Below are 21,816 nucleotides of genomic sequence, written 5' to 3' on the forward strand. Positions count from 1 at the left end.
TGGCCATTTGGCATTTCTCGGGCAAGCCGTGCAGTCGTTTGGCGCACCAGGGGGTCTATCCCGCAGCGTCCACTTCGGGCGCTGTTTTTTTTGGTGCCACAGACGAGGCCAACATGACCCCGAATGTCCGTTCGACCCTTCACCGTATCCTTCCTTCACTGCTGGTGGCGGCCCTGTTGCTGCTGGGTAGCAACCCAGCCCGCGCCGAGGGCGGAGTGTCCTTTCGCTTCGCCGAAGAAGGACAGGGCTGGATGCTGCGCGGCCCGGTCGATGTGCTCAAGTGGCCCTTCGTCTACGACCGCAGTCGTGAGCGCGCGCGCAACACCCTGACGCGGCTGGACGGCGACACCCAGGTGCGGGTGATCGAGACCCGTTCCTTCCAGCGCTGGAAGCGCATCGAGGTGCAGCAGGACGGCCGTACCCTGCTGGGTTGGGTCGAGAGCTACAGCGTCCCCGAAGCCGTGCGGCTCGACTGATCGGGAGCAAAAGGCCACTGCCGCCAGTCACACCTCTGACAGTCATCAATCTCAGAGGAGCGACGCATGTCCGCGATCACCCGTCTTCAGCTCAACGACGGTCACCACATTCCGCAATTCGGCCTGGGGGTCTGGCAGACCCCGGCCGAAGAGACCGCCCAGGTGGTCAAGACCGCCCTGGACCTCGGCTACCGCCACATCGACACCGCCGCCATCTACGGCAACGAAGAGGGCGTCGGCCAGGCCATCGTCCAGGCCGGTCTGCCGCGTGACGAGCTGTTCGTCACCACCAAGCTGTGGAACGCCGACCAGGGCTACGACAGCGCCCTGCGCGCCTTCGACACCAGCCTGGCCAAGCTGGGTCTGGAGCATGTCGACCTCTACCTGATCCACTGGCCGCTGCCGGAAAAGGGCCTGTTCCTCGACAGCTGGAAGGCGCTGATCGAATTGCGCAACCAGGGTCGGGTGAAGTCAATCGGCGTGTCCAACTTCCGTCAGGCCGACATCGAGACCCTGCTGACCGAGACCGGGGTGGTGCCGGTGGTCAACCAGATCGAATGCCATCCGCTGCTGCAGCAGCAGGAGCTGCGCGACTTCAACACCTACAAGGGCATCGCCACCGAAGCCTGGAGTCCGCTGGCCCAGGGTGGCGAGCTGCTGGGCAGCCCGGTGTTGCAGCAACTGGCGGCCAAGCACGGCAAGACGCCGGCCCAGGTGGTGCTGCGCTGGCACATCCAGCTCGGCAACATCATCTTCCCCAAATCCAAGACGCCCAAGCGCATCGAAGAGAACATGCAGATCTTCGACTTCGCCCTGGACGACGAGGACATGCGGCAGATCGCCGGGCTGAACCAGGACAAGCGTCTGGGTCCGGACCCCGCGACCTTCAACGGCTGACGTTCAGGGGGCGCCGCGATGAGCGGCGCCTCTGTATGCCTGGCGCGCAAGGCGCCAGTGCCTGTATGCTGCGCGGCCCTTTCGGGACACCTCATGCCGGATCGGCATAGGGCAGGCGACAGCGGCATTAGACATACCCCGTTACCCTCTGGCAAAAGTGTGACGCCTTGGTGCTCCCAGTCCTTTTCGAGCACCGTTTCCGCAGCCTGAACGCACCCTCTCGTTGGCGTTGCATGCGCTTCGCGCATCACGACCCGACACGGTGACGTTCGTCCCGAACTCCATCCAAATAGAACAAAGGTGTCGGTACATGACCAAGCCCAAGCTCAGCCTCGCGTGGCAGATCCTTATCGGCCTCGTGCTGGGGATCGCCGTCGGCGCACTGCTCAACCACTTCAGCGCCGAGAAAGCCTGGTGGATCTCGAACGTCCTCAAGCCGGCCGGCGACATCTTCATCCGGCTGATCAAGATGATCGTGGTGCCCATCGTCATCGCCACCCTGGTGGTCGGCATCGCCGGCGTCGGCGATTCCAAGAAGCTCGGTCGCATCGGTCTCAAGACCATCCTCTACTTCGAGATCGTCACCACCCTGGCCATCGTCGTCGGCCTGTTCTTCGCCGACAGCGTGCAGCCCGGTGCCGGCATCGACATGAGCACCCTGGGCACCACCGATATCTCCCAGTACCAGAAGACCACCGCGGAAGTGCAGCATGACCACGCATTCATCGCGACCATCCTCAACCTGATCCCGTCCAACGTCTTCGCCGCCGTCGCCCGTGGCGAGATGCTGCCGATCATCTTCTTCGCGGTGATGTTCGGCCTGGGCCTGGGCGCCTTGCCGGAAGCCACCCGCGAGCCGGTGGTGCGGGTCTTCCAGGGCATCTCCGAGGCCATGTTCAAGGTCACCCACATGATCATGAACTACGCCCCCATCGGCGTCTTCGCGCTGATCGCGGTGACCGTGGCCAACTTCGGCTTCGCCTCCCTGCTGCCGCTGGCCAAGCTGGTGGTGCTGGTCTACGTCGCCATCGGCTTCTTCGCCCTCGGCGTGCTGGGCCTGGTGGCCAAGCTGTTCGGCTTCTCGATCTTCCGCATCATCCGCATCCTCAAGGACGAGCTGATCCTGGCCTATTCCACCGCCAGTTCGGAAACCGTGCTGCCGCGCATCATCGAGAAGATGGAGTCCTATGGCGCGCCCAAGTCCATCACCAGCTTCGTGGTGCCCACCGGCTATTCCTTCAACCTGGACGGCTCCACCCTCTACCAGAGCATCGCGGCGCTGTTCATCGCCCAGCTCTATGGCATCGACCTGTCGCTGAGCCAGCAGCTGCTGCTGGTGCTGACCCTGATGGTCACCTCCAAGGGCATCGCCGGCGTGCCGGGCGTGTCCTTCGTGGTGCTCCTGGCCACCCTGGGCAGCGTCGGCATTCCGCTGGAAGGCCTGGCCTTCATCGCCGGTGTGGATCGCATCATGGACATGGCGCGCACCGCCCTGAACGTGATAGGCAACGCCCTGGCCGCCCTGGTCATCGCCAAGTGGGAAGGTCTCTATGACGCCGAGAAGGGCGCCGCCTACTGGGCAGCCCTGCCGCACCTGAAGAGCACCGCCAAGGTCGAGGAGCGTCCTCAGGCCACCCGCGGTGAAGCCCTGCGCGACTGAGTGGCTGGCTAGCTGAGAACGGAGCCCGGCCCTGTGCCGGGCTCCGTCGTTTCAGCCGGCGAGAATGGCCGCGTAGCCCTCGCGATAGCTGGGGTAGCGGGGCGTCCAGCCCAGGGCCCGGGCGCGGGCGTTGCTGCATCTCTTGCTGCCGGCGCGGCGCAACTGGGCCTCGTCGGACCAGAAGGTGATGCCCAGGCGCGCCCGCAGCCAGTCGACCACCTCGTCCAGCGGCGCCGGATCGTCGTCCACGCCCAGATAGAGATCATCCAGGGCGACCCCTTCGCGATCCCGCTGCAGCAGCAGCGCCAGCAGGCCGGCGGCGTCCTCGACATGGATGCGATTGCCATACAGCGGCGGCTCGCGGGTCACCCGGGAGCCCTCGCGCACCTGGCGCAGCAGCGCCTCGCGTCCCGGGCCATAGATGCCGGTCAGGCGGACCACGCTGGCGGGCAGGCCACTGCCCAGCGCCAGGTCTTCCGCCTCGCGCAGGATGCGCCCGGAAAAGCGCTCGGGTTCGGCGGGAGCGGTTTCGTCGACCCAGGCGCCATCGCCCTGGGCATAGACGCCGCTGCTGGAGACGAACAGCAGGCGCTGCGGACGCTGGTCGCAGGCGGCCAGCCAGCCGAGCAGGTGGCGCAGGCCCTCGACATAGGCGGCGCGATAGCCGGCTTCGTCATGGTGGGTCGCGGCGGTGGCATAGACCACCTGGTCGAGGGGTTCGCGCGGCCAGGCGGCCGGCGGCGTGGCCTCGGCGAGATCGCCCGCGACCGGCAGCAACTCAGCGGGGAGGGCGGCGACAGTGCGCCTGAGGCCGAAGACCCGGTGGCCCTGGGCGACCAGTTGCAGGCCGAGACGGCTGCCGACATCGCCGCAACCGGCGATCAGGATGGTGCTCATCGGTGTTTCCTTCTGCAAAGGCCGGGACAGACGGCCAGGGTAGCCTGCGCCCGGCCGTGGTCCAACCCGAGAGCGCTGCCAGCTGCCCGTCGCGCTTGGCCGTTGATAGAGACAGCCGCTAAGATTGGCCGGCACCCCATGGAATTTGACTATGACCCTGACTGAACTGCGCTATATCGTCACGCTCGCCCAGGAACAGCACTTTGGCCGAGCTGCCGAGCGTTGCCACGTCAGCCAGCCGACGCTGTCGGTCGGCGTCAAGAAGCTCGAGGACGAGCTGGGCATTCTGATCTTCGAGCGCAGCAAGAGTGCCGTGCGCCTGACCCCCACCGGCGAGGGCATCGTCGCCCAGGCGCAAAAGGTGCTGGAGCAGGCCCAGGGCATCCGCGAGCTGGCCCAGGCCGGCAAGAACCAGCTCACCGCGCCGCTGAAGATCGGCGCCATCTATACCATCGGGCCCTATCTCTTTCCGCACCTCATCCCGCAGCTCAATCGGGTGGCGCCGGAGATGCCGCTGTACATCGAGGAAAACTTCACCCACCTGCTGCGCGACAAGCTGCGCACCGGTGAGCTGGATGCCGTCATCCTCGCCCTGCCGTTCAACGAGCCGGACGTCCTGACCCTGCCGCTGTACGACGAACCCTTCTATGTGATGATGCCGGCCCGGCACCCCTGGACCAAGCTCAAGGCCATCCCGCAGAACCAGCTCAGCGACAAGAGTCTGCTGCTGCTGGGTGAAGGCCACTGCTTCCGCGACCAGGTCCTGGAAGCCTGTCCGACCGTGCGCAAGCACGAGGAAAACAAGAATTCCACGGTGGAATCCTCTTCGCTGGAAACCATCCGCCACATGGTGGCCTCCGGCCTGGGCGTCTCGGTGCTGCCGTTCTCGGCGGTGGAGAGTCACCACTATGCGCCGGGGATCATCGAGGTGCGCCCCTTCGAGCGGCCGGTGCCCTATCGCACCGTGGCCATCGCCTGGCGCGCCAGCTTTCCGCGGCCCAAGGCCATCGAGGTGCTGGCCGACTCGGTCCGCCTGTGCTCGGTGGCGCGGCCTGAAGCCAAGGGCGTCGTGCAGCCGGCATGAGTGAACTGGCCGCGACGCCGGTCACCGCCCTCAAGGGGGTCGGCGCCGCCCTGCAGGAGAAGCTCGCGCGGGTCGGCCTGGAAACCCTGCAGGACGTGCTCTTCCACCTGCCGCTGCGCTATCAGGATCGCACCCGCATCGTGCCCATCGGCGCCCTGCGGCCCGGTCAGGACGCCGTGGTGGAGGGCATGGTCGCCTCCGCCGAGGTGCTCATGGGCCGGCGGCGCAGCCTGCTGGTGCGCCTGCAGGACGGCAGCGGCACCCTGTCGCTGAGATTCTTCCACTTCAGCCAGGCGCAAAAGGACGGCCTCAAGCGCGGCACCCTGCTGCGCTGCTATGGCGAGGTACGCCCGGGCGCCTCGGGCCTGGAGATTTACCACCCCGAATACCGCGCCCAGGACGAGAACGCCCCGGCGCCGGTCGAGCAGACGCTGACGCCCATCTACCCGACCACCGAAGGCCTCACCCAGCTGCGCCTGCGCCAGCTCAGCGCCCAGACGCTGGAGCGACTCGGGCCCGAATCCCTGCCCGACTGGCTGCCGCCGGAGATGGCCGCGCACTATCGCCTGGGTCCCCTGGCCGATGCCCTGCGCTACCTGCATCGACCGCCGCCGGACGCGGACCTGGAAGAGCTGGCCGAGGGCCGGCACTGGGCCCAGGAGCGGCTGGTCTTCGAAGAATTGCTCACCCACCAGTTGTCCCTGCAGCGGCTGCGCGAGACCCTGCGCGCCCAGCGTGCGGTGCCCCTGCCGGCCGCCCGCCGGCTGCCACAGTTGTACCTGGACAACCTCGGCTTCACCCCCACCGGCGCCCAGCAGCGCGTCGGGCGCGAGATCGCCCATGACCTGGCCCAGCCCGAGCCCATGCTGCGGCTGGTGCAGGGCGACGTCGGCGCCGGCAAGACGGTGGTCGCGGCCCTGGCCGCCCTGCAGGCCATCGAGGCCGGCTACCAGGTGGCGCTGATGGCGCCCACCGAGATCCTCGCCGAGCAGCACTTCCTCAACTTCCAGCGCTGGTTCGCCGCTCTGGACATCGAGGTGGCCTGGCTGGCCGGCAAGCTCAAGGGCAAGGCCCGCGCCAGCTCCCTGGAGCGCATCGCCGCCGGGGCGCCCATGGTGGTGGGCACCCATGCGCTGTTCCAGGACGAGGTGCGTTTCGCCCGCCTGGCGCTGGTGGTGATCGACGAACAGCACCGCTTCGGCGTGCAGCAACGCCTGGCGCTGCGCCAGAAGGGCGTCGACGGTCGCCTGGCGCCGCACCAGCTGATCATGACCGCCACCCCCATCCCGCGCACCCTGGCCATGAGCGCCTATGCCGATCTGGACACCTCGGTGCTCGACGAACTGCCGCCGGGACGGACGCCGGTCAATACCGTGAGCGTCACCGACAGCCGTCGCGAGGAAGTCGTGGAGCGGGTGCGCGCCGCCTGCCACGAAGGGCGTCAGGCCTACTGGGTCTGCACCCTGATCGAGGAATCCGAGGAACTCACCTGCCAGGCGGCCGAGACCACCTACGAGGAATTGCAGCTGGCCCTGGCCGAATTGCACGTCGGGCTGATCCATGGACGCATGAAGCCGGCGGAAAAGGCCGCGGTGATGGCCGAGTTTAAGGCCGGCAACCTGCAATTGCTGGTGGCCACCACGGTGATCGAGGTGGGGGTGGACGTGCCCAACGCCAGTCTGATGATCATCGAGAATCCCGAGCGCCTGGGTCTGGCCCAGTTGCACCAGCTGCGCGGCCGGGTCGGGCGGGGCAGCGCCGTCAGCCACTGCGTGCTGCTGTTCCATCCGCCGCTGTCGCAGATCGGTCGTGAGCGGCTGGCTATCATGCGCGAGACCAACGACGGCTTCATCATCGCCGAGAAGGACCTGGAGTTGCGCGGCCCGGGCGAGATGCTGGGGACCCGTCAGACCGGCCTGCTGCAGTTCAAGGTGGCCGATCTGATGCGCGACGCCTATTGGCTGCCGGCGGTGCGTGATGCCGCCCAGGAGTTGCTGGCCCGCTGGCCCAGTCATGCCGGTCCGCTGCTGGAGCGCTGGTTGCGCCATGGCCAGCAATACGGCCAGGTTTGACAAAGCTTATACAGACGACGCTACCTACGGAGCCGAATGGTTATACTCCAGGGCGTACGTGAGGAAGAAAATGCCATGACCGATGTAGCGCTCGCTTCGCCCCTCCCTGAGGTTCCCCCTTCGATCCAGCAGTTGCTCGCCCAGTTGAACCTGGCCTATCGGCCGGTCCCGGCGACGACGCGCCTGCCGCAGGCGAATCGGGTACACACGGTGCTTCTGAGCGACAGCGTCGGCATGCTGCTGGTGCTCTTGCCCGAGGATCAGCTGCTGGACCTGCGCCGGCTGGTGGAATTCACCGGGCGGCAGCTGGCAGTGGTGGCGCCGGAGCGGCTGATGCGCACCCTGGAGCGCTACGAACTGGATGTCCTGCCGGGGCTGCCGTCGCTGACCAATTCCCCCTGCCTGTATGACGAGCGACTGCTGGAAGCGCCGCGCCTGCTGCTGGAATCCGGTGAGCGCTCGCTGCTGCTGGAAGTTGAAACGTCTGACTATAGGCGCCTGCTGAATCAGGCCACCGCGGGCAGCTTCGGCATCCCGGCGGCCGGTATCCAGCCCAATCTGCGGCAACCGGAACGCGACGAGGCGGAGATCCTGCATGCCGCCACCGCCTTCACCGCGCGGCGCATCCGCCAGCGCCTGGAGGAGACGCTGGAGATCCCGCCGCTGTCCAAGACGGCGGAAAAGGTCATCAAGCTGCGGGTCGATCCCGAGGCCACGGTGGACGATCTGGCCAACGTGGTGGAGACCGATCCGGCCCTGGCGGCCCAGGTGATCAGCTGGGCCGCCTCGCCCTACTATGCCGCGCCCGGCAAGATCCGCTCGGTGGAAGACGCCATCGTGCGGGTGCTGGGTTTCGACCTGGTGATCAACCTGGCCCTCGGCCTGGCCCTGGGCAAGACCCTGAGCCTGCCCAGCGACCAGGCCCAGCAGGAAACTCCCTACTGGAAGCAGGCCATCTACACCGCCGCCCTGATCGAGGGCCTGGCGCGCTCCATGCCGCGCGCGGAGCGGCCGGAGATGGGCCTGGCCTATCTCGGTGGCCTGCTGCACAACTTCGGCTATCTGGTGCTGGCCCACGTCTTTCCGCCGCACTTCTCGCTGATCTGCCGCCACCTGGAAGCCAACCGCCAGCTCGATCACCAGGTCATCGAGCACCACCTGCTGGGCATCACTCGCGAGCAGATCGGTGCGGCCCTGATGCGCTGCTGGGAAATGCCCGAAGAGGTGGTGACGGCGCTGCGCTTCCAGGGCGATCCGGGCTACCAGGGCGAGCAGGCGGTCTATCCCAACCTGATTTTCCTGGCCGTGCAGCTGCTGCGCGCCGAGGGCATCGGCAACGGCCCGGCCCAGCCGATTCCCGACGAGCTCTATGCGCGGCTGAGCATCGATCCGGCCAAGGCGCGGGAGTGCATGCAGAAGATCCTTGGCGCCGAAGCCGCCCTGCGCGAGCTGACCGGTCAATTCAAGTAGCGGGCCGAGCGGCCTCCGGCGCCCCGGGCGCCGGAGCTGCCGGGCCGGACGCCAGACAACAAAAAACCCGCCGAGGCGGGTTTCTTGTTCAAGGGGGCGATCAATTACTTGATCTTGCCTTCCTTGTACATGACATGCTTGCGCACGACCGGATCGAATTTCTTGATTTCGATCTTTTCGGGCTTGGTGCGCTTGTTCTTGTCAGTGGTGTAGAAGTGGCCGGTGCCGGCACTGGAAATCAAACGGATCAATTCACGCATGACGAATCCCCTTAGAATTTTTCGCCGCGGCTACGCAGCTCGGACAGTACGGTTTCGATACCGCGCTTGTCGATGATACGCATGCCCTTGGCAGAAACGCGCAGACGCACGAAGCGCTTCTCGGATTCTACCCAGAAACGGTGGTGCTGCAGATTCGGCAGGAAACGACGACGGGTTTTGTTGTTAGCGTGGGAAACGTTGTTCCCAGTAATCGGACCCTTACCGGTTACTTGGCAAACTCTCGACATGGCTCAGCCCTCATAAACCTCATGCCAAACCCGGCATGGGTTGGCCGCTTGTAACTGTATTGATTCCTGTTTTGACGGGGAGAGCCGGCAAACGCCGGGGACCTGAAGCGGCCATACCCCGAAAAAAGAGCGCTGTTTTATACCAGAAGTACTCGGGCATAACAAGGTAGGGCGACGGATGAAATGCCCGCGCACCGGGCGCTGTGCGGGCCCGGCCGGAATGCCAACCGTTCGTCGGTCGGAAGCATTGTGACGGACGGACGGGTGGTCTAGTTTAGAGCGACTGCCAAACTCAATCCACGTCCGCCAGACGACCGCCCTGTCCGCCGTTGCCAGTCATCCGTGCGCCGTCTGCCCACTTCGGCTATACAAGGAATCGTTCTATGCGTTTCGCCGCCTTGCCACTGCTCTTTGCGCCCCTGCTGGCGCAGGCCGCCACGCTCAGTGTCTGTACCGAAGCCAGTCCGGATGGATTCGATGTGGTGCAGTACAACTCTCTGACCACCACCAACGCCTCGGCCGACGTGCTGATGAATCGCCTGGTGGAATACGATGCCAGCGAAGCCAAGCTGGTGCCGAGCCTGGCGCAGAGCTGGACGATCTCCAACGACGGCCTGACCTACGACTTCGCCCTGCGTCCGGACGTGAAGTTTCACCAGACCGACTACTTCACCCCCAGCCGTACCCTGACGGCCGACGACGTGGTGTTCAGCTTCCAGCGCATGCTGGACAAGGACCATCCCTGGCACGGGGTGGCCAAGAGCGGCTATCCCCATGCCCAGTCGATGCAGTGGCCCAAGCTGATCAAGAGCGTGGAAAAGACCAGCGACCTCGGTGTGCGTATCGTGCTCAACAGCCCGGACGCCACCTTCCTGCCGACCCTGAGCATGGGCTTCGCCTCCATCTACTCGGCCGAGTACGCCGAGCAGTTGCTCAAGGCCGGCAAGACCGAGCAGCTCAACGACGAGCCCATAGGCACCGGTCCCTTTGTCTTCAAGCGCTACCAGAAGGACGCCGTGGTGCGTTACGCCGCCAACCCGGACTACTTTGGCGGCAAGCCCAAGCTGGACGGGCTGATCTACGCCATCACCCCGGATTCGGCGGTGCGCCTGCAGCGACTCAAGCGCGGCGAGTGCCAGATCGCCCTGTCGCCCAAGCCCCAGGATCTGCAGAGCGCCCATGAGGACAAGAGTCTGCAGGTGCTGCAGACGCCGGCCTTCATGACCGCCTTCGTCGGCATCAACACCAGCCATCCGCCGCTGGACAACATCAAGGTGCGCCAGGCCATCAACCTGGCATTCGACAAGCAGAGCTATCTCAAGGCGGTGTTCCAGGACACCGCGGTGGCCGCCGACAACGTCTATCCGCCCACCACCTGGGGCTATGCCAAGGACGTGCCGGCCTATCCCTATGACCCGGCTAAGGCCAAGGCGCTACTGGCCCAGGCGGGCCTCAAGGACGGCTTCAAGACCACCATCTGGACGAGACCCAGCGGCAGCCTGCTCAATCCCAATCCGCAGCTGGGCGCGCAGATGCTGCAGGCCGACCTGAAGAAGATCGGCGTCGATGCGCAGATCCAGGTGATCGAGTGGGGTGAACTGATCCGCCGCGCCAAGACCGGCGAGCACGACCTGCTGTTCATGGGCTGGGCCGGCGACAACGGCGATCCGGACAACTACCTGACGCCGCAATTCTCCTGCGCCTCGGTGCAGTCGGGCCTGAACTTCGCCCGCTATTGCGACAAGACCCTGGATGGCGCCATCAGCAAGGGCAAGACCCTGTCCGACCAGATGGCGCGGGCCACGGTGTACCACCAGGCGCAGCGCATCATCCACGACCAGGCGCTGTGGCTGCCGCTGGCGCACCCGACGGTGACGGTGCTGGCCAAGAATGGCGTCGAGGGCTACCAGCCCAATCCCTTCGGCCGCCAGGACTTCAGCAAGGTCAGCGGCGGTCGCTAGCAGCGCGTGCGGCGCGGCCAGCCCTAGCGCCAGGGTTGGCCGTCGGTGCGCTCCACCTGCTTGACCTTCTGCTGGATGGCGGCACGCGCCAGCATATGGGCGCTGACCGGCGCGGTGATGAAGATGAACAGGGCGATCAGCAGCTCGTGCAGGCTGAGGCCCTCGCCCTGGACACTGAAGAACAGCATCGAGGCGATGATGGTGCTGCCCACGCCCAGGGTGGTGGCCTTGGTCGGACCGTGCAGGCGCATGAAGAAGTCCGGCAGCCGGTACAGGCCAATGGCGCCGATGAGGGCGAAACTGCTGCCGATGAGCAGCAGGGCGCAGATCAGGAGTTCGAGCCAGAAGGGCATGGGATAGCGCTCCGTTAATCGATGATTTCGCCATGCAGCATGTGCTTGCCCAGCGCCACGGTGCCGACGAAGCCGGTCACGGCAATGAGCAGCGAGGCCTCGAAGAAGACGTCGGTGGCCAGCCAGATGCCGAACAGGATGATGATCGCCAGGACGTTGATATAGAGGGTGTCCAGGGCCAGCACCCGATCCGGGATGTCCGGTCCCTTCACCAGGCGATAGACGTTGAGCACGGCGGCCACGCCCATCATCCCCATGCACAGCAGGGTCACGTAGGTGAGCATTCGAAGATCTCCTTGAGTGGGGCCTCATAGCGCGTCTTGACCTGGCGGATCACCTCGTCCTTGTCGGCGACATCCAGACCGTGCAGCAGCAGGGTCTTGCGATCGCCGCTGAGGCCTGACGACACGGTGCCGGGGGTGAGGGACACCACGCAGGCGAGCAGGGTGAGCAGGAATTCGTCCTCGATGTCGATGGGGACCTCGATGAAGGCGGGCTTGAGCGCCTCGGTCCGCCCCAGCACCAGCCGTGCGACGTGCAGGTTGGCGACGATGATGTCGTACAGCACCACCAGCATGTAGCGCAGCAGGAGCAGGGGGCGGCGCAAGCGGGGGGCGTGCAGCAGGAAATCCTGGCAGAGCAGCGGGATGCCCCAGCCGAGCAGCAGGCCCAGCAGCAACTGGCCCAGGCTCAGGCTGTTGTTGAGCAGCAGCCAGGTCAGGGTCAGCAGGACGGTGAGCAGTGGGTGCGGTAGCCAGCGCTTCATGGGCCAACTCCCCGGACGATATCGAAGTAGGGTGCGACGTCCAGCAGTTGCCGAGCGGTCTCCAGGGCGTAGCCATGCAGCGGCGCCGCCAGCGCCATCAGCAGCGGGCTACCCAGCAGCAGGCCGAGGGTGGCGGTGAGCTGGATGGGATCGAGGCGGACGTCCAGGGCCGCGCCTCGGCCGCGCCAGAACAGCGTGGTCCCGGCGCGGGACAGGGCGATGATCATGCCCAGTCCGCCGAGCAGCACCACCGGCCAGATGATCAGCGCCGGCCAGGCGGTGCCGGTGGCCTGCAGCAGCATCACCTTGCCGAGAAAGCCGGGGAAGGGTGGCAGCCCGGCGACGGAGACCGCGCCCAGAAAGAACAGCCCGCCGAGCAGCCGGGGGTGCGCCAGCGGCGGACCGCTGCCGAGGGTATCGCCCTGGACACCGCGCTGCTGGGCGATGAGATCCGCCAGCAGGAACAGGGCGCCGGCGATCCAGGTGCTGTGCACCAGATAGAAGAGACTGGCGGCGAGTCCGGCGACGCTACCCAGGGCCACGCCGGTCAGCAGCATCCCCACCGAGATGACCACCAGATAGCCGAGCAGGGTCTTGAGGTGATGGGCCGCCAGGGCGCCGAACACCCCGGCGGCCAGGGTGACCGCCGCCAGCGGCCAGAGCCAGGGCAGCACGTAGTGGGCGAGGGGACCGGCGGCGGCGCCGAACACCAGCAGAAAGACCCGGACGATGGCGTAGAGCCCGACCTTGGTCATGATGGCGAACAGGGCGGCGACCGGCGCACTGGCCGCCGAATAGGCACTGGGCAGCCAGAAATACAGCGGCAGCAGGGCGCCCTTGAGGCCGAACACCACCAGCAGCAGGAAGCCGGCGGCGGCCAGCAGCGGCGCCTGCGCGGGATCGGCGTTGGCCACCCTCAGGCCCAGATCGGCCATGTTCAGGGTGCCGAGCAGGCCATAGAGCAGGCCGATGCCGATCAGGAACAGCGCCGAGCCCACCAGGTTGAGCACCACATAGTGCAGGCCGGCGCGCACTCGGGCCGGTCCCGCGCCGTGCACCAGCAGGGCATAGGAGGCGATCAGCAGGATCTCGAAGAAGACGAAGAGGTTGAACAGGTCGCCGGTGAGAAAGGCGCCGTTGATGCCCAGCAGCTGGAATTGGAACAGCGCGTGGAAATCCGGACCGCGGTTGTCGTCGCCGCGGCAGGCGTAGAGCGCCGCGCCGGCGGCCAGTACCGCCACGGTCGCCAGCATCAGCGCGGCCAGGCGATCCAGCAGCAGGACGATGCCGAAGGGCGCCGGCCAGTCGCCCAGGGCATAGACCTCCAGCTGGCCGCCGTTTGCCCGCTGCAGGAGCAGCAGCGCCAGCGGCAGCAGGGTCGCGGTGGCGAGCAGCGACAGCCCGCGCGCGGTACGGGCGGACAGCCGCGGCCGCATGAGCAGGAAGGCACCCATGAACAGCGGCACGAGGATCGGCAGGATGATCAGGTGCTTCATCGGCGCGGCTCCTCGCCATCCACGTGGTCGGTGCGCAACTCGCCCAGGGCGCGCAGCGACAGGGCGACCACGAAGGCGGTCATGGCGAAGCCGATGACGATGGCGGTGAGCACCAGCGCCTGGGGCACCGGGTCGGCCTGCTCGGCGGCCTGGCCGATCACCGCCGGCACGCCGGTGCGCAGGCGACCCATGGCGAACAGGAAGAGATTGACCGCATAGGAGAGCAGGGTGAGGCCGAGCACCACCGGATAGAGACGCGCCCGCAGCAGCAGGTAGACGCCGCTGGCGGTGAGCACCCCGAGGGCCGTGCAGAACAGGATTTCCATGCTAGAGCACCTCCTGGCTGGAGCCGTCCGTGTCCTTCTCGTCCCGGCTGACGTGGCCCAGGTTGGAGAGGATCAGCAGGGTGGCGCCGACGACGGCGAGGTAGACCCCGAGATCGAAGATCAGCGCGGTGGCCAGTTCGGTCTTGCCGATCAGGGGGATGGCGAAGTAGTCGAAGGCGGTGGTCAGGAAGGGCCGGCCGAACGCCAGCGAGCCCAGCCCGGTGAGGGCGGCGATCAGCACCCCGAGGCCGCAGAGCGCGTGGTAGCTGATCGGCAGGCGCCGCTGGGTCCAGGTCACGCCGTGGGCCACGTACTGCAGGATCAGGGCAATGGCGGTGATCAGGCCGGCGATGAAGCCGCCACCGGGCAGGTTGTGGCCGCGCACGAAGATGAAGGCCGACACCAGCAGCGCCAGGGGCAAGAGCACCCGCGCCACGTTGTTGAGGATCATCGGGTGGCTGTCGCGCGACCAGGGCGTGCCCTTGGGATCGACCAGCGGATGCGGCAGGTGCAGGTGCTTGAGCAGGCCGTAGACGCCCGCCGCGGCGATGGCCAGCACGGTGATCTCGCCCAGGGTGTCGAAGCCGCGGAAGTCCACCAGGATGACGTTGACCACGTTGTAGCCACCGCCCCCGGACACCGAGTTGGCCAGGAAGAAGTCGCCGATGCCCTCATAGGGGCGGGTCAGCACGGCATAGGCCAGCAGCGCCACCAGCAGCCCCAGGCCGCCGGCCAGCAGCACGTCGCGCAGGCCGCGCAGGCTGCTGGATTCGATGGGGGTGCGATCGGGCATGAAGAACAGCGCCAGCACCAGCAGGATGATGGTCACCACCTCCACCGACAGCTGGGTCAGCGCCAGGTCCGGCGCCGAATAGCGGGCGAACAACAGGGACACGATCAGGCCCACGGTGCTCAGGGTCATCAGCGCCTTGAGGCGGTTGCGGTGGAAGAACACCGTCAGCACCGCGGTCAGCATGAGGATGCCCAGGCCCAGGGCGGTGAGCGGATCGAAGGGCGACAGGGCGACCGGGCCGTGGAGGCTGTCCAGGCCGGACAGCGCCGCCACCAGCAGCACCAGGGTGGCCGTCAGCATCAGGGCGATATAACCCTGCAGCGAGCCGCTCTCCAGGCGCCCGGTCAGGCGCTGGGCGAAGCCGATCAGCCGATTCAGGCCCTGTTCGAAGACCAGCCGCGCATCGACGTCGGGCAGGCCTTCCTGCCAGCGGAACAGCGGCTGACGGAAGGCATAGACCAGCACCCCGCCGACCATGGCCAGGATGCTCATCACCAGGGCGGTGTTGAAGCCGTGCCAGATGGCCAGGCTGTAGTCGGGCAGGCTGCCGCCGAGGGCGGCGCTGGCGCCGGCGGCCAGCAGCGGCGCCACGGTGTAGCCGGGCACCACGCCCACCAGCAGGCAGAGCAGCACCAGGATCTCCACCGGGATCTTCATGTAGCGCGGCGGTTCGTGGGGCGGATAGTGGGGCAGGTCGCGTGGCTCGCCGTTGAAGAAGACGTCATGGATGAAGCGCAGCGAATAGGCCACCGAGAAGACCCCGTAGAGCACCGCCACCGCCGGCACGATCCAGCTGAAGCTGCCGAACAGGCCGTGGTTGAGGGTCTCGTTGAAGAACATCTCCTTGCTCAGGAAGCCGTTGAGCAGGGGCACCCCGCCCATGGCCGCGGCGGCGACCATGGCCAGCACCGCGGTGTGCGGCATGTAGCGCCAGAGGCCGGCCAGGCGGCGCATGTCGCGGCTGCCGGTCTCGTGGTCGATGATGCCGGCGGCCATGAACAGCGAGGCCTTGAAGGTGGCGTGGTTGAGGATGTGAAACACCGCCGCCACGGTGGACAGCTGGGTATCGAGGCCGAACAGCAGGGTGATCAGCCCCAGGTGGCTGATGGTGGAATAGGCCAGCAGGCCTTTGAGGTCGTGCTGGAACAGCGCCAGGATGGCGCCCACCACCAGGGTGGTGAGGCCGGTGAGGGTGACGATGTAGAACCACCACTCGGAATCGGCCAGCGCCGGATAGAGGCGCGCCAGCAGGAAGACCCCGGCCTTGACCATGGTCGCCGAGTGCAGATAGGCCGAGACCGGCGTCGGCGCGGCCATGGCCTGGGGCAGCCAGAAGTGGAAGGGGAATTGCGCGGACTTGGTGAAGACGCCCAGCAGCACCAGGATCAGCGCCAGTGGATAGAGCGCATGGCCGGTGATCAGCGGGCCGGCGGCGAGGACGTCGCTCAGCTCGAAGCTGCCGACGATATGGCCGAGCAACAGGATGCCGGCGAGCAGGGCCAGGCCGCCGCCGCCGGTGACGGTCAGCGCCATGCGTGCGCCCTGGCGGGCTTCCCTGCTGTGGCTCCAGAAGCCGATCAGCAGGAAGGACGACAGGCTGGTCAGCTCCCAGAACACCATCAGCAGCAGCAGGTTTTCCGCCAGCACCACGCCCAGCATGGCGCCCATGAACAGCAGCAGGTAGGCGAAGAAGCGCCCGACCGGCTCGTCCTTGCTCAGGTAGTAGGTGGCATAGAGGATCACCAGCAGGCCGATGACCAGGATCATCAGGGCGAACATCAGCCCCAGGCCGTCCAGGCGCAGGCTGAGATTCAGCCCCAGCGCCGGCAGCCAGTCGACCCGGTGCAGCAGCACGCTGCCGTCGAGAACCGCGGGCAGTTGCGTGGCCAGCAGGGCCAGGGCCAGGGCGGGGGCCACGGCGGTGCCCAGGGCGCAGGCGCGCCGGCCGAAGCGATCGGTCGCCAGCGACAGCAGTGTTCCCAGGAAGGGCAACGCGATGATCAGCGCCAATACCATGCCTGCATCCTTTAGCTGAGCCGCCTCACGGCGGTTGGTAGATGGGGCTCCCTAGAGGCCTCGAGCGGCATTCGATCCCCGCGCCGGGACGCTTGCCGGGACGGCAAGGGGCGCGCGAAGCGATCTCTGAGTTTCGTACAAGAACCGGCGGTTTAATAACCTAAGGTGATAATAAAAGAGAGACCACAGATTCCTAGGCCTGTCTCCCTTACAAAATATTAGGAAACAGCCGCAAGGCGTCCAGCCTGGGGGGCAGGCACCGGCGGGCCGGGGCCCGGACCTCTTTGAGACCTCTGCAACGGGCTTTTGCTCGCGTCGCCGGGCAGGGGGTGCCCCGCTGCGGTGCCAGGGGCGTCGCAGCGGGGCGGGGGGAAGAAAAAAACCGACACGCCAAAGGAGCAGGGGAACACGCGTGCCGGGGGTAAGCGCCGGCGTCAGAGCGCCGGCGCGGGGGAAGCGTTGCCCTGGGCGAGACGCGCGGGTTGCACGTCCCAGCCGCCACCCAGGGCCTTGTAGAGGGCGACGATGCCGCGATAGAGCTCGATCTCGCCCTGGGCCTGCTGGTCCTCGGCGGCCAGGCGTTCGCGCTGGGCGTCGAGCAGCACCAGGAAGTCGGTGCCCCCTTCGCGGTAGCGGATCTCGGCCTGGTCGGCGGCGGCGCGGCTGGCCACCGACTGACGGATCAGCGCCTGCAGGCGCTCCTGGCGACGGCCGTAGTCGCTGAAGGCGTTGGCGCTCTCTTCCAGGGCGGTCAGCACCTGCTGCTCGTAGTTGGCCAGGGCTTCTTCGGAGCCGGCGCGGGCGCCGCGCAGGCGGGCACGGACGCTGCCCAGGTCGAAGGCCGGCCAGGTGATGCTCGGGCCGAGTCCCCAGGCCCGGGCGGCGCTGCTGCCGATCTGCGAACCGCGCCCGGCGGTGAAGCCGAGAAAGCCCGAGAGGCTGACCCGCGGGAAGAGATCGGCGGTGGCCACGCCCACGTCGGCGGTGGCGGCGGCCAGCCGGCGTTCGGCGGCGGCCACGTCCGGCCGGCGGCGCAGCAATTCGCCGGGATCGCCGATGGGCAGGCGCTTGGCGATGGCCGGCAGGGCCTTGGGTGAGAGATCCACGCTGAGGGCATCCGGGCGCTGGCCGAGCAAGGTGGCGATGCGATTGCGCGCGCGGGTGGCCTGGGCCTGGAATTCCGGCAGGCTGGCTTCGGTGGCCGCCAGCCGCGCTTCGCTGCGCTGCACGTCCAGGTCGCTGCCCATGCCTTCGTCCCTCAGGGTCACGGTCAGGCGGCGCGCTTCGCGCTGGTTGCCGAGGTTGTCGCGGGCGATGCGTTCGCGCAGCTGGGCGCCGCGCAGATCGCCATAGGCGTCCACCAGCTCGGCGATCAGGCTGACCTGCAGCGCGGCGAGATCCGACGCCGCGGCTTCGGCGCGGGCATCGCTGGCTTCCAGGGCATGGCGGACGCGCCCGAACAGATCCAGCTCCCAGGCCATGTCCAGGCCCAGGTCGTAGCGGTCGCTGTTGACCCGTTCCTCGGTGAAACCGGGTTGCTGGGCCTTGCCGAGCTGGCTGCTGGCACGGCTGGTGACCGTCGGATAGAGGTCGTTGGCGTCGTCGTCGCGCAGGGCACGGGCGGCGCGCAGCCGGGCGAAGGCGGCGCGCAATTCGCGGTTGCCGTCCAGGCTGCTGGCCACCAGGGCGTTGAGGGTCGGGTCCTCGAACTGGCGCCACCAGAGCGCCTCGAAGCGGCCCTGGTCGTAGGCGCTGGGCTGCTGGCTGGCCTTGAGCTGGACGGGTACCTGCTCAGGCGCCTGGTAGTGCGGGCCGACGGCGCAGGCGGAGACCGCCAGCGCCAGCAGCAGGGGAGCGAAAGCCTTCATGCCTGGGCCTCCTGGGCAACGGCGGAGCGAGCCTGGCGACGCTCCACGAAGGCGCGTACCAGCACATAGAAGAGCGGCGTGAGCAGCAGACCGAAGAAGGTCACCCCGAGCATCCCGGAAAACACCGCGACGCCCATGGCGTGGCGCATCTCGGCGCCGGCGCCGGTGGAGGTCACCAGGGGCACCACACCCATGATGAAGGCGAAGCTGGTCATCAGGATGGGCCGCAGGCGCAGGCGGCAGGCCTCCAGCACCGCGGCGACGCGGTCCTTGCCGGTGGCCTGCTGGTCCTTGGCGAACTCGACGATGAGGATGGCGTTCTTGCACGCCAGGCCCACCAGCACGATCAGGCCGATCTGGGTGAAGATGTTGTTGTCGCTGCCGGCCAGGATCACCCCGGTGATGGCCGAGAGCAGGGTCATGGGCACGATCAGGATCACCGCCAGCGGCAGGCTCCAGCTCTCGTACTGGGCGGCCAGCACCAGGAAGGCCAGGAGCACGCAGAGCGGGAACACCAGCAGGGCGGTATTGCCGGAGAGGATCTGCTGGTAGGTCAGCTCGGTCCATTCGAAGGTCATGCCGTTGGGCAACTCCTGCTTGAGCAGCCCCTCGATGGCCGCCTGGGCCTGGCCGGAGCTGTAGCCCGGCGCCGGCGCGCCGTTGATCTCGGCGGTGAGGAAGCCGTTGTAGTGCATCACCCGGTCGGGACCGGCGGTATCGCTGACCTTGACGAAGGTGGACAGGGGCACCATCTCGCCACGGTCGTTGCGCACCTTGAGCTGGCCGATCTGCTCGGGTTCCAGGCGGAAGCGCTGGTCGGCCTGGACGTTGACCTGGAAGGTACGGCCGAAGCGGTTGAAGTCGTTGGCGTAGACCGAGCCCAGGTAGGCCTGCAGGGTGTCGAAGATGGCGTCGATGGGCACCCCGTGAGTCTTGGCCTTCTCTCGGTCGATGTGGGCATCGATCTGCGGCACGTTGACCTGGTAGCTGGTGAACAGCGACTCCGGCGCCAGTTCCGGCAGCTGCCGGGCCTTGGCCAGCACGCTCTGGGTCTGGGCGTAGAGTTCTTCGTAACCCAGGTTGCCGCGGTCCTCCACCTGCAGGCGGAAGCCGCCGATGCTGCCCAGTCCCTGCACCGGCGGCGGCGGGAAGATGGCGATGATGGATTCCTGGATGGCGGCGAATTCGCCGTTCAGCTGGGCGGCGATGGCACCGGCGGACAACGAGGGATCACGGCGCTCCTCGAAGGGCTTCAGGGTCACGAAGACGATGCCGCTGTTGGGGCTGTTGGTGAAGCCGTTGATGGACAGGCCGGGGAAGGCCACGGTGCTTTCCACGCCCGGATGCTTGAGGGCGATGGCCGACATGCGGCGGATGACCTCTTCGCTGCGATCCAGGGTGGCGGCATCGGGCAACTGGGCGAAGGCCACCAGGTACTGCTTGTCCTGGGGCGGCACGAAGCCGGTCGGCGTCTTCACCAGGCCCAGGCCGGTCAGGCCGAGCAGCACCACATAGAGCACCAGTACGATGGAACCGCCGCGCAGCACCCGGCGCACGGCGCCGACGTAGCCGTGGCTGGCTTTCTCGAAAAAGCGGTTGAAGGGGGCGAACAGCCAGCCGCCGAATAGCCGGTCGAGCAGTCGCGAGAAACGGTCCTTGGGTGCGTCGTGGCCCTTGAGCAGCACCGCGGCCAGGGCCGGCGACAGGGTTAGGGAGTTGAAGGCCGAGATCACCGTGGAGATGGCGATGGTCAGGGCGAACTGGCGATAGAACTGCCCGGTGAGACCGGAGATGAAGGCGGTCGGCACGAACACCGCGCAGAGCACCAGGGCGGTGGCGATGATGGGCCCGGTCACCTCGCCCATGGCACGGCGGGTGGCGGCCACCGGATCGAGGCCGAGGCCGATGTTGCGCTCGACGTTTTCCACCACCACGATGGCGTCGTCCACCACGATGCCGATGGCCAGCACCAGGCCGAACAAGGACAGCGCATTGAGCGAGAAGCCGAAGGCGTGCATCACCGCGAAGGTGCCGATCAGCGACACCGGCACCGCCGCCAAGGGAATGATGGAGGCGCGCCAGGTCTGCAGGAACAGGATCACCACCAGCACCACCAGGATGATGGCTTCGAACAGGGTGTGCACCACGGCTTCGATGGAGCCGCGCACGAAGATGGTCGGGTCGTAGACGATCTCGTAGTCCATGCCCTGGGGGAAGCTCTGCTTGAGCTCGGCCATCTTGGCGCGCACCTGGTTGGACAGGTCGATGGCGTTGCTGCCGGGGCGCTGGAAGATCGGGATGGCCACCGCCGGCTGGTTGTTCAGCAGAGATCTCAGGGCGTACTGGTTGGAGCCCAGTTCGATGCGGGCGATGTCGCGCAGCCGGGTGATCTGGCCGTCGCTGCCGGCGCGCACGATGATGTTGGCGAATTCTTCCTCGTCCACCAGGCGGCCCTGGGTGTTGATGGCCAGCTGGAAGCTGGTGCTGCCCGGGGCCGGCGGCGCGCCGAGGGCACCGGCGGCGACCTGGCGATTCTGCTCGCGGATGGCGGTGACCACGTCGCTGGCGGTCAGGCCGCGCGAGGCCACCTTGTCCGGATCGAGCCAGACGCGCAGGGAATAGTCGCCCATGCCGAACAGCTGGACGTCGCCCACGCCGTCCAGTCGCGCCAGCTCGTCCTTGACGTTGATCAGGGCGTAGTTGGACAGATAGAGCATGTCGTAGCGCTGATCCGGCGAGGTCAGGTGCACCACCATCGCCAGGTCCGGCGAAGCCTTGTCGGCGGTCACGCCGAGGCGCTGCACCTCTTCCGGCAGCTTGGGCAGGGTGCGGGTGACGCGGTTCTGCACCTGCACCTGGGCGGTATCCAGATTGGTCCCCAGGGCGAAGGTGATGGTCAGGGTCAGCTTGCCGTCGGCGGTGGACTGGGACGACAGGTAGAGCATGTGCTCCACGCCGTTCATGGCCTGCTCCAGGGGCGCGGCGACGGTCTCGCCGATCACCTTGGGGTTGGCGCCGGGGAAGGTGGCGCGCACCACCACGGTGGGCGGGACGACCTCGGGGTATTCGCTGATCGGCAGCTGGAACAGCGAGATGGCCCCGCCGATCAGGATGATCAGCGAGAGCACGGCGGCGAAGATCGGCCGGCGGATGAAGAACTGGGAGAAGTTCAT

At 67.1% G+C, this 21,816-nt stretch carries 18 protein-coding genes; 7 read left to right on the forward strand and 11 right to left on the reverse strand.

Going from position 1 to position 21,816, the window contains the following annotated elements:
- Positions 1-113: 113 nt before the first annotated feature.
- From PSEK12I1_RS0102885 to gltP, 3 genes are all read left to right on the forward strand, one after another.
- Positions 114-476: a hypothetical protein gene (locus tag PSEK12I1_RS0102885; protein WP_231501031.1), complete on the forward strand. Its 363-nt coding sequence runs from the start codon at positions 114-116 to the stop codon at positions 474-476.
- A 66-nt stretch (positions 477-542) separates the two neighbouring features.
- Positions 543-1,373, forward strand: coding sequence for an aldo/keto reductase (locus PSEK12I1_RS0102890; RefSeq protein WP_027600635.1), 831 nt, complete (start codon positions 543-545; stop codon positions 1,371-1,373).
- Between the two features lie 310 nt (positions 1,374-1,683).
- The gene (gltP, locus tag PSEK12I1_RS0102895) at positions 1,684-3,033 is read left to right on the forward strand and encodes a glutamate/aspartate:proton symporter GltP (RefSeq protein ID WP_027600636.1); all 1,350 of its coding nucleotides are present in this window, start codon (positions 1,684-1,686) and stop codon (positions 3,031-3,033) included.
- Positions 3,034-3,084: 51 nt separating this feature from the next.
- On the opposite strand, the gene PSEK12I1_RS0102900 is transcribed toward gltP, so the two are convergent.
- Positions 3,085-3,930: an NAD-dependent epimerase/dehydratase family protein gene (locus PSEK12I1_RS0102900; RefSeq protein ID WP_027600637.1), complete on the reverse strand. Its 846-nt coding sequence runs from the start codon at positions 3,928-3,930 to the stop codon at positions 3,085-3,087.
- A gap of 151 nt (positions 3,931-4,081) precedes the next feature.
- Between PSEK12I1_RS0102900 and PSEK12I1_RS0102905 the strand changes: the two genes are divergently transcribed.
- From PSEK12I1_RS0102905 to PSEK12I1_RS0102915, 3 genes are all read left to right on the forward strand, one after another.
- The gene (locus PSEK12I1_RS0102905) at positions 4,082-5,014 is read left to right on the forward strand and encodes a hydrogen peroxide-inducible genes activator (protein ID WP_007159908.1); all 933 of its coding nucleotides are present in this window, start codon (positions 4,082-4,084) and stop codon (positions 5,012-5,014) included.
- Complete coding sequence (gene recG, locus PSEK12I1_RS0102910; RefSeq protein WP_027600638.1) at positions 5,011-7,086, forward strand: ATP-dependent DNA helicase RecG; 2,076 nt, start codon at positions 5,011-5,013, stop codon at positions 7,084-7,086. Before PSEK12I1_RS0102905 ends, recG begins: the two co-directional genes overlap by 4 nt.
- A gap of 75 nt (positions 7,087-7,161) precedes the next feature.
- Complete coding sequence (locus PSEK12I1_RS0102915) at positions 7,162-8,556, forward strand: aminoacyl-tRNA deacylase and HDOD domain-containing protein (protein WP_027600639.1); 1,395 nt, start codon at positions 7,162-7,164, stop codon at positions 8,554-8,556.
- Between the two features lie 104 nt (positions 8,557-8,660).
- Here the strand turns inward: PSEK12I1_RS0102915 and rpmG are convergent, their stop codons facing one another.
- Together rpmG and rpmB are read right to left on the reverse strand one after the other, a co-directional pair.
- On the reverse strand, positions 8,661-8,816 hold the full coding sequence (gene rpmG, locus PSEK12I1_RS0102920) for a 50S ribosomal protein L33 (RefSeq protein ID WP_007159904.1): 156 nt from the start codon (positions 8,814-8,816) through the stop codon (positions 8,661-8,663).
- An 11-nt stretch (positions 8,817-8,827) separates the two neighbouring features.
- The gene (gene rpmB / locus PSEK12I1_RS0102925; protein WP_007159903.1) at positions 8,828-9,064 is read right to left on the reverse strand and encodes a 50S ribosomal protein L28; all 237 of its coding nucleotides are present in this window, start codon (positions 9,062-9,064) and stop codon (positions 8,828-8,830) included.
- 383 nt (positions 9,065-9,447) lie between these two features.
- On the opposite strand from rpmB, the gene PSEK12I1_RS0102930 reads away from it, so the two are divergent.
- On the forward strand, positions 9,448-11,025 hold the full coding sequence (locus PSEK12I1_RS0102930) for an ABC transporter substrate-binding protein (RefSeq protein ID WP_027597397.1): 1,578 nt from the start codon (positions 9,448-9,450) through the stop codon (positions 11,023-11,025).
- A 23-nt stretch (positions 11,026-11,048) separates the two neighbouring features.
- Here the strand turns inward: PSEK12I1_RS0102930 and PSEK12I1_RS23505 are convergent, their stop codons facing one another.
- The 8 genes from PSEK12I1_RS23505 to PSEK12I1_RS0102970 all read right to left on the reverse strand — a co-directional run bounded on the left by PSEK12I1_RS23505 (position 11,049) and on the right by PSEK12I1_RS0102970 (position 21,816).
- Positions 11,049-11,378 (reverse strand): Na+/H+ antiporter subunit G, encoded by a 330-nt coding sequence (locus PSEK12I1_RS23505; RefSeq protein WP_017642340.1) that lies wholly within the window; start codon positions 11,376-11,378, stop codon positions 11,049-11,051.
- A 14-nt stretch (positions 11,379-11,392) separates the two neighbouring features.
- The gene (locus PSEK12I1_RS0102940) at positions 11,393-11,662 is read right to left on the reverse strand and encodes a K+/H+ antiporter subunit F (protein ID WP_007159900.1); all 270 of its coding nucleotides are present in this window, start codon (positions 11,660-11,662) and stop codon (positions 11,393-11,395) included.
- Positions 11,647-12,144 (reverse strand): Na+/H+ antiporter subunit E, encoded by a 498-nt coding sequence (locus PSEK12I1_RS0102945; protein WP_027597398.1) that lies wholly within the window; start codon positions 12,142-12,144, stop codon positions 11,647-11,649. Before PSEK12I1_RS0102945 ends, PSEK12I1_RS0102940 begins: the two co-directional genes overlap by 16 nt.
- The gene (locus PSEK12I1_RS0102950) at positions 12,141-13,640 is read right to left on the reverse strand and encodes a monovalent cation/H+ antiporter subunit D (RefSeq protein ID WP_027600640.1); all 1,500 of its coding nucleotides are present in this window, start codon (positions 13,638-13,640) and stop codon (positions 12,141-12,143) included. The genes PSEK12I1_RS0102945 and PSEK12I1_RS0102950 overlap by 4 nt, the downstream gene beginning before the upstream one ends.
- A complete protein-coding gene (locus PSEK12I1_RS0102955) occupies positions 13,637-13,966 on the reverse strand; it encodes a Na+/H+ antiporter subunit C (RefSeq protein ID WP_027597400.1) in 330 nt (109 codons plus the stop codon). The genes PSEK12I1_RS0102950 and PSEK12I1_RS0102955 overlap by 4 nt, the downstream gene beginning before the upstream one ends.
- 1 nt (position 13,967) lies before the next feature.
- Positions 13,968-16,775 (reverse strand): monovalent cation/H+ antiporter subunit A, encoded by a 2,808-nt coding sequence (locus PSEK12I1_RS0102960; protein ID WP_027600641.1) that lies wholly within the window; start codon positions 16,773-16,775, stop codon positions 13,968-13,970.
- A 434-nt stretch (positions 16,776-17,209) separates the two neighbouring features.
- Complete coding sequence (locus PSEK12I1_RS0102965) at positions 17,210-18,643, reverse strand: efflux transporter outer membrane subunit (protein ID WP_027600642.1); 1,434 nt, start codon at positions 18,641-18,643, stop codon at positions 17,210-17,212.
- Positions 18,640-21,816 carry an efflux RND transporter permease subunit gene (locus tag PSEK12I1_RS0102970; protein ID WP_027597403.1) on the reverse strand — a complete coding sequence of 1,059 codons (3,177 nt, stop codon included), beginning with the start codon at positions 21,814-21,816 and terminating at the stop codon, positions 18,640-18,642. The genes PSEK12I1_RS0102965 and PSEK12I1_RS0102970 overlap by 4 nt, the downstream gene beginning before the upstream one ends.

Source organism: Pseudomonas sp. MOIL14HWK12:I1 (assembly GCF_000510705.1).
Classification (GTDB): domain Bacteria; phylum Pseudomonadota; class Gammaproteobacteria; order Pseudomonadales; family Pseudomonadaceae; genus Chryseomonas; species Chryseomonas oryzihabitans.

Coding starts and splice junctions, on each gene's coding strand:
- PSEK12I1_RS0102885 (WP_231501031.1), top strand. CDS start 114: ATGACCCCGAATGTCCGTTCGACCCTTCACCGTATCCTTCCTTCACTG.
- PSEK12I1_RS0102890 (WP_027600635.1), top strand. CDS start 543: ATGTCCGCGATCACCCGTCTTCAGCTCAACGACGGTCACCACATTCCG.
- gltP (WP_027600636.1), top strand. CDS start 1,684: ATGACCAAGCCCAAGCTCAGCCTCGCGTGGCAGATCCTTATCGGCCTC.
- PSEK12I1_RS0102900 (WP_027600637.1), bottom strand. CDS start 3,930: ATGAGCACCATCCTGATCGCCGGTTGCGGCGATGTCGGCAGCCGTCTC.
- PSEK12I1_RS0102905 (WP_007159908.1), top strand. CDS start 4,082: ATGACCCTGACTGAACTGCGCTATATCGTCACGCTCGCCCAGGAACAG.
- recG (WP_027600638.1), top strand. CDS start 5,011: ATGAGTGAACTGGCCGCGACGCCGGTCACCGCCCTCAAGGGGGTCGGC.
- PSEK12I1_RS0102915 (WP_027600639.1), top strand. CDS start 7,162: ATGACCGATGTAGCGCTCGCTTCGCCCCTCCCTGAGGTTCCCCCTTCG.
- rpmG (WP_007159904.1), bottom strand. CDS start 8,816: ATGCGTGAATTGATCCGTTTGATTTCCAGTGCCGGCACCGGCCACTTC.
- rpmB (WP_007159903.1), bottom strand. CDS start 9,064: ATGTCGAGAGTTTGCCAAGTAACCGGTAAGGGTCCGATTACTGGGAAC.
- PSEK12I1_RS0102930 (WP_027597397.1), top strand. CDS start 9,448: ATGCGTTTCGCCGCCTTGCCACTGCTCTTTGCGCCCCTGCTGGCGCAG.
- PSEK12I1_RS23505 (WP_017642340.1), bottom strand. CDS start 11,378: ATGCCCTTCTGGCTCGAACTCCTGATCTGCGCCCTGCTGCTCATCGGC.
- PSEK12I1_RS0102940 (WP_007159900.1), bottom strand. CDS start 11,662: ATGCTCACCTACGTGACCCTGCTGTGCATGGGGATGATGGGCGTGGCC.
- PSEK12I1_RS0102945 (WP_027597398.1), bottom strand. CDS start 12,144: ATGAAGCGCTGGCTACCGCACCCACTGCTCACCGTCCTGCTGACCCTG.
- PSEK12I1_RS0102950 (WP_027600640.1), bottom strand. CDS start 13,640: ATGAAGCACCTGATCATCCTGCCGATCCTCGTGCCGCTGTTCATGGGT.
- PSEK12I1_RS0102955 (WP_027597400.1), bottom strand. CDS start 13,966: ATGGAAATCCTGTTCTGCACGGCCCTCGGGGTGCTCACCGCCAGCGGC.
- PSEK12I1_RS0102960 (WP_027600641.1), bottom strand. CDS start 16,775: ATGGTATTGGCGCTGATCATCGCGTTGCCCTTCCTGGGAACACTGCTG.
- PSEK12I1_RS0102965 (WP_027600642.1), bottom strand. CDS start 18,643: ATGAAGGCTTTCGCTCCCCTGCTGCTGGCGCTGGCGGTCTCCGCCTGC.
- PSEK12I1_RS0102970 (WP_027597403.1), bottom strand. CDS start 21,816: ATGAACTTCTCCCAGTTCTTCATCCGCCGGCCGATCTTCGCCGCCGTG.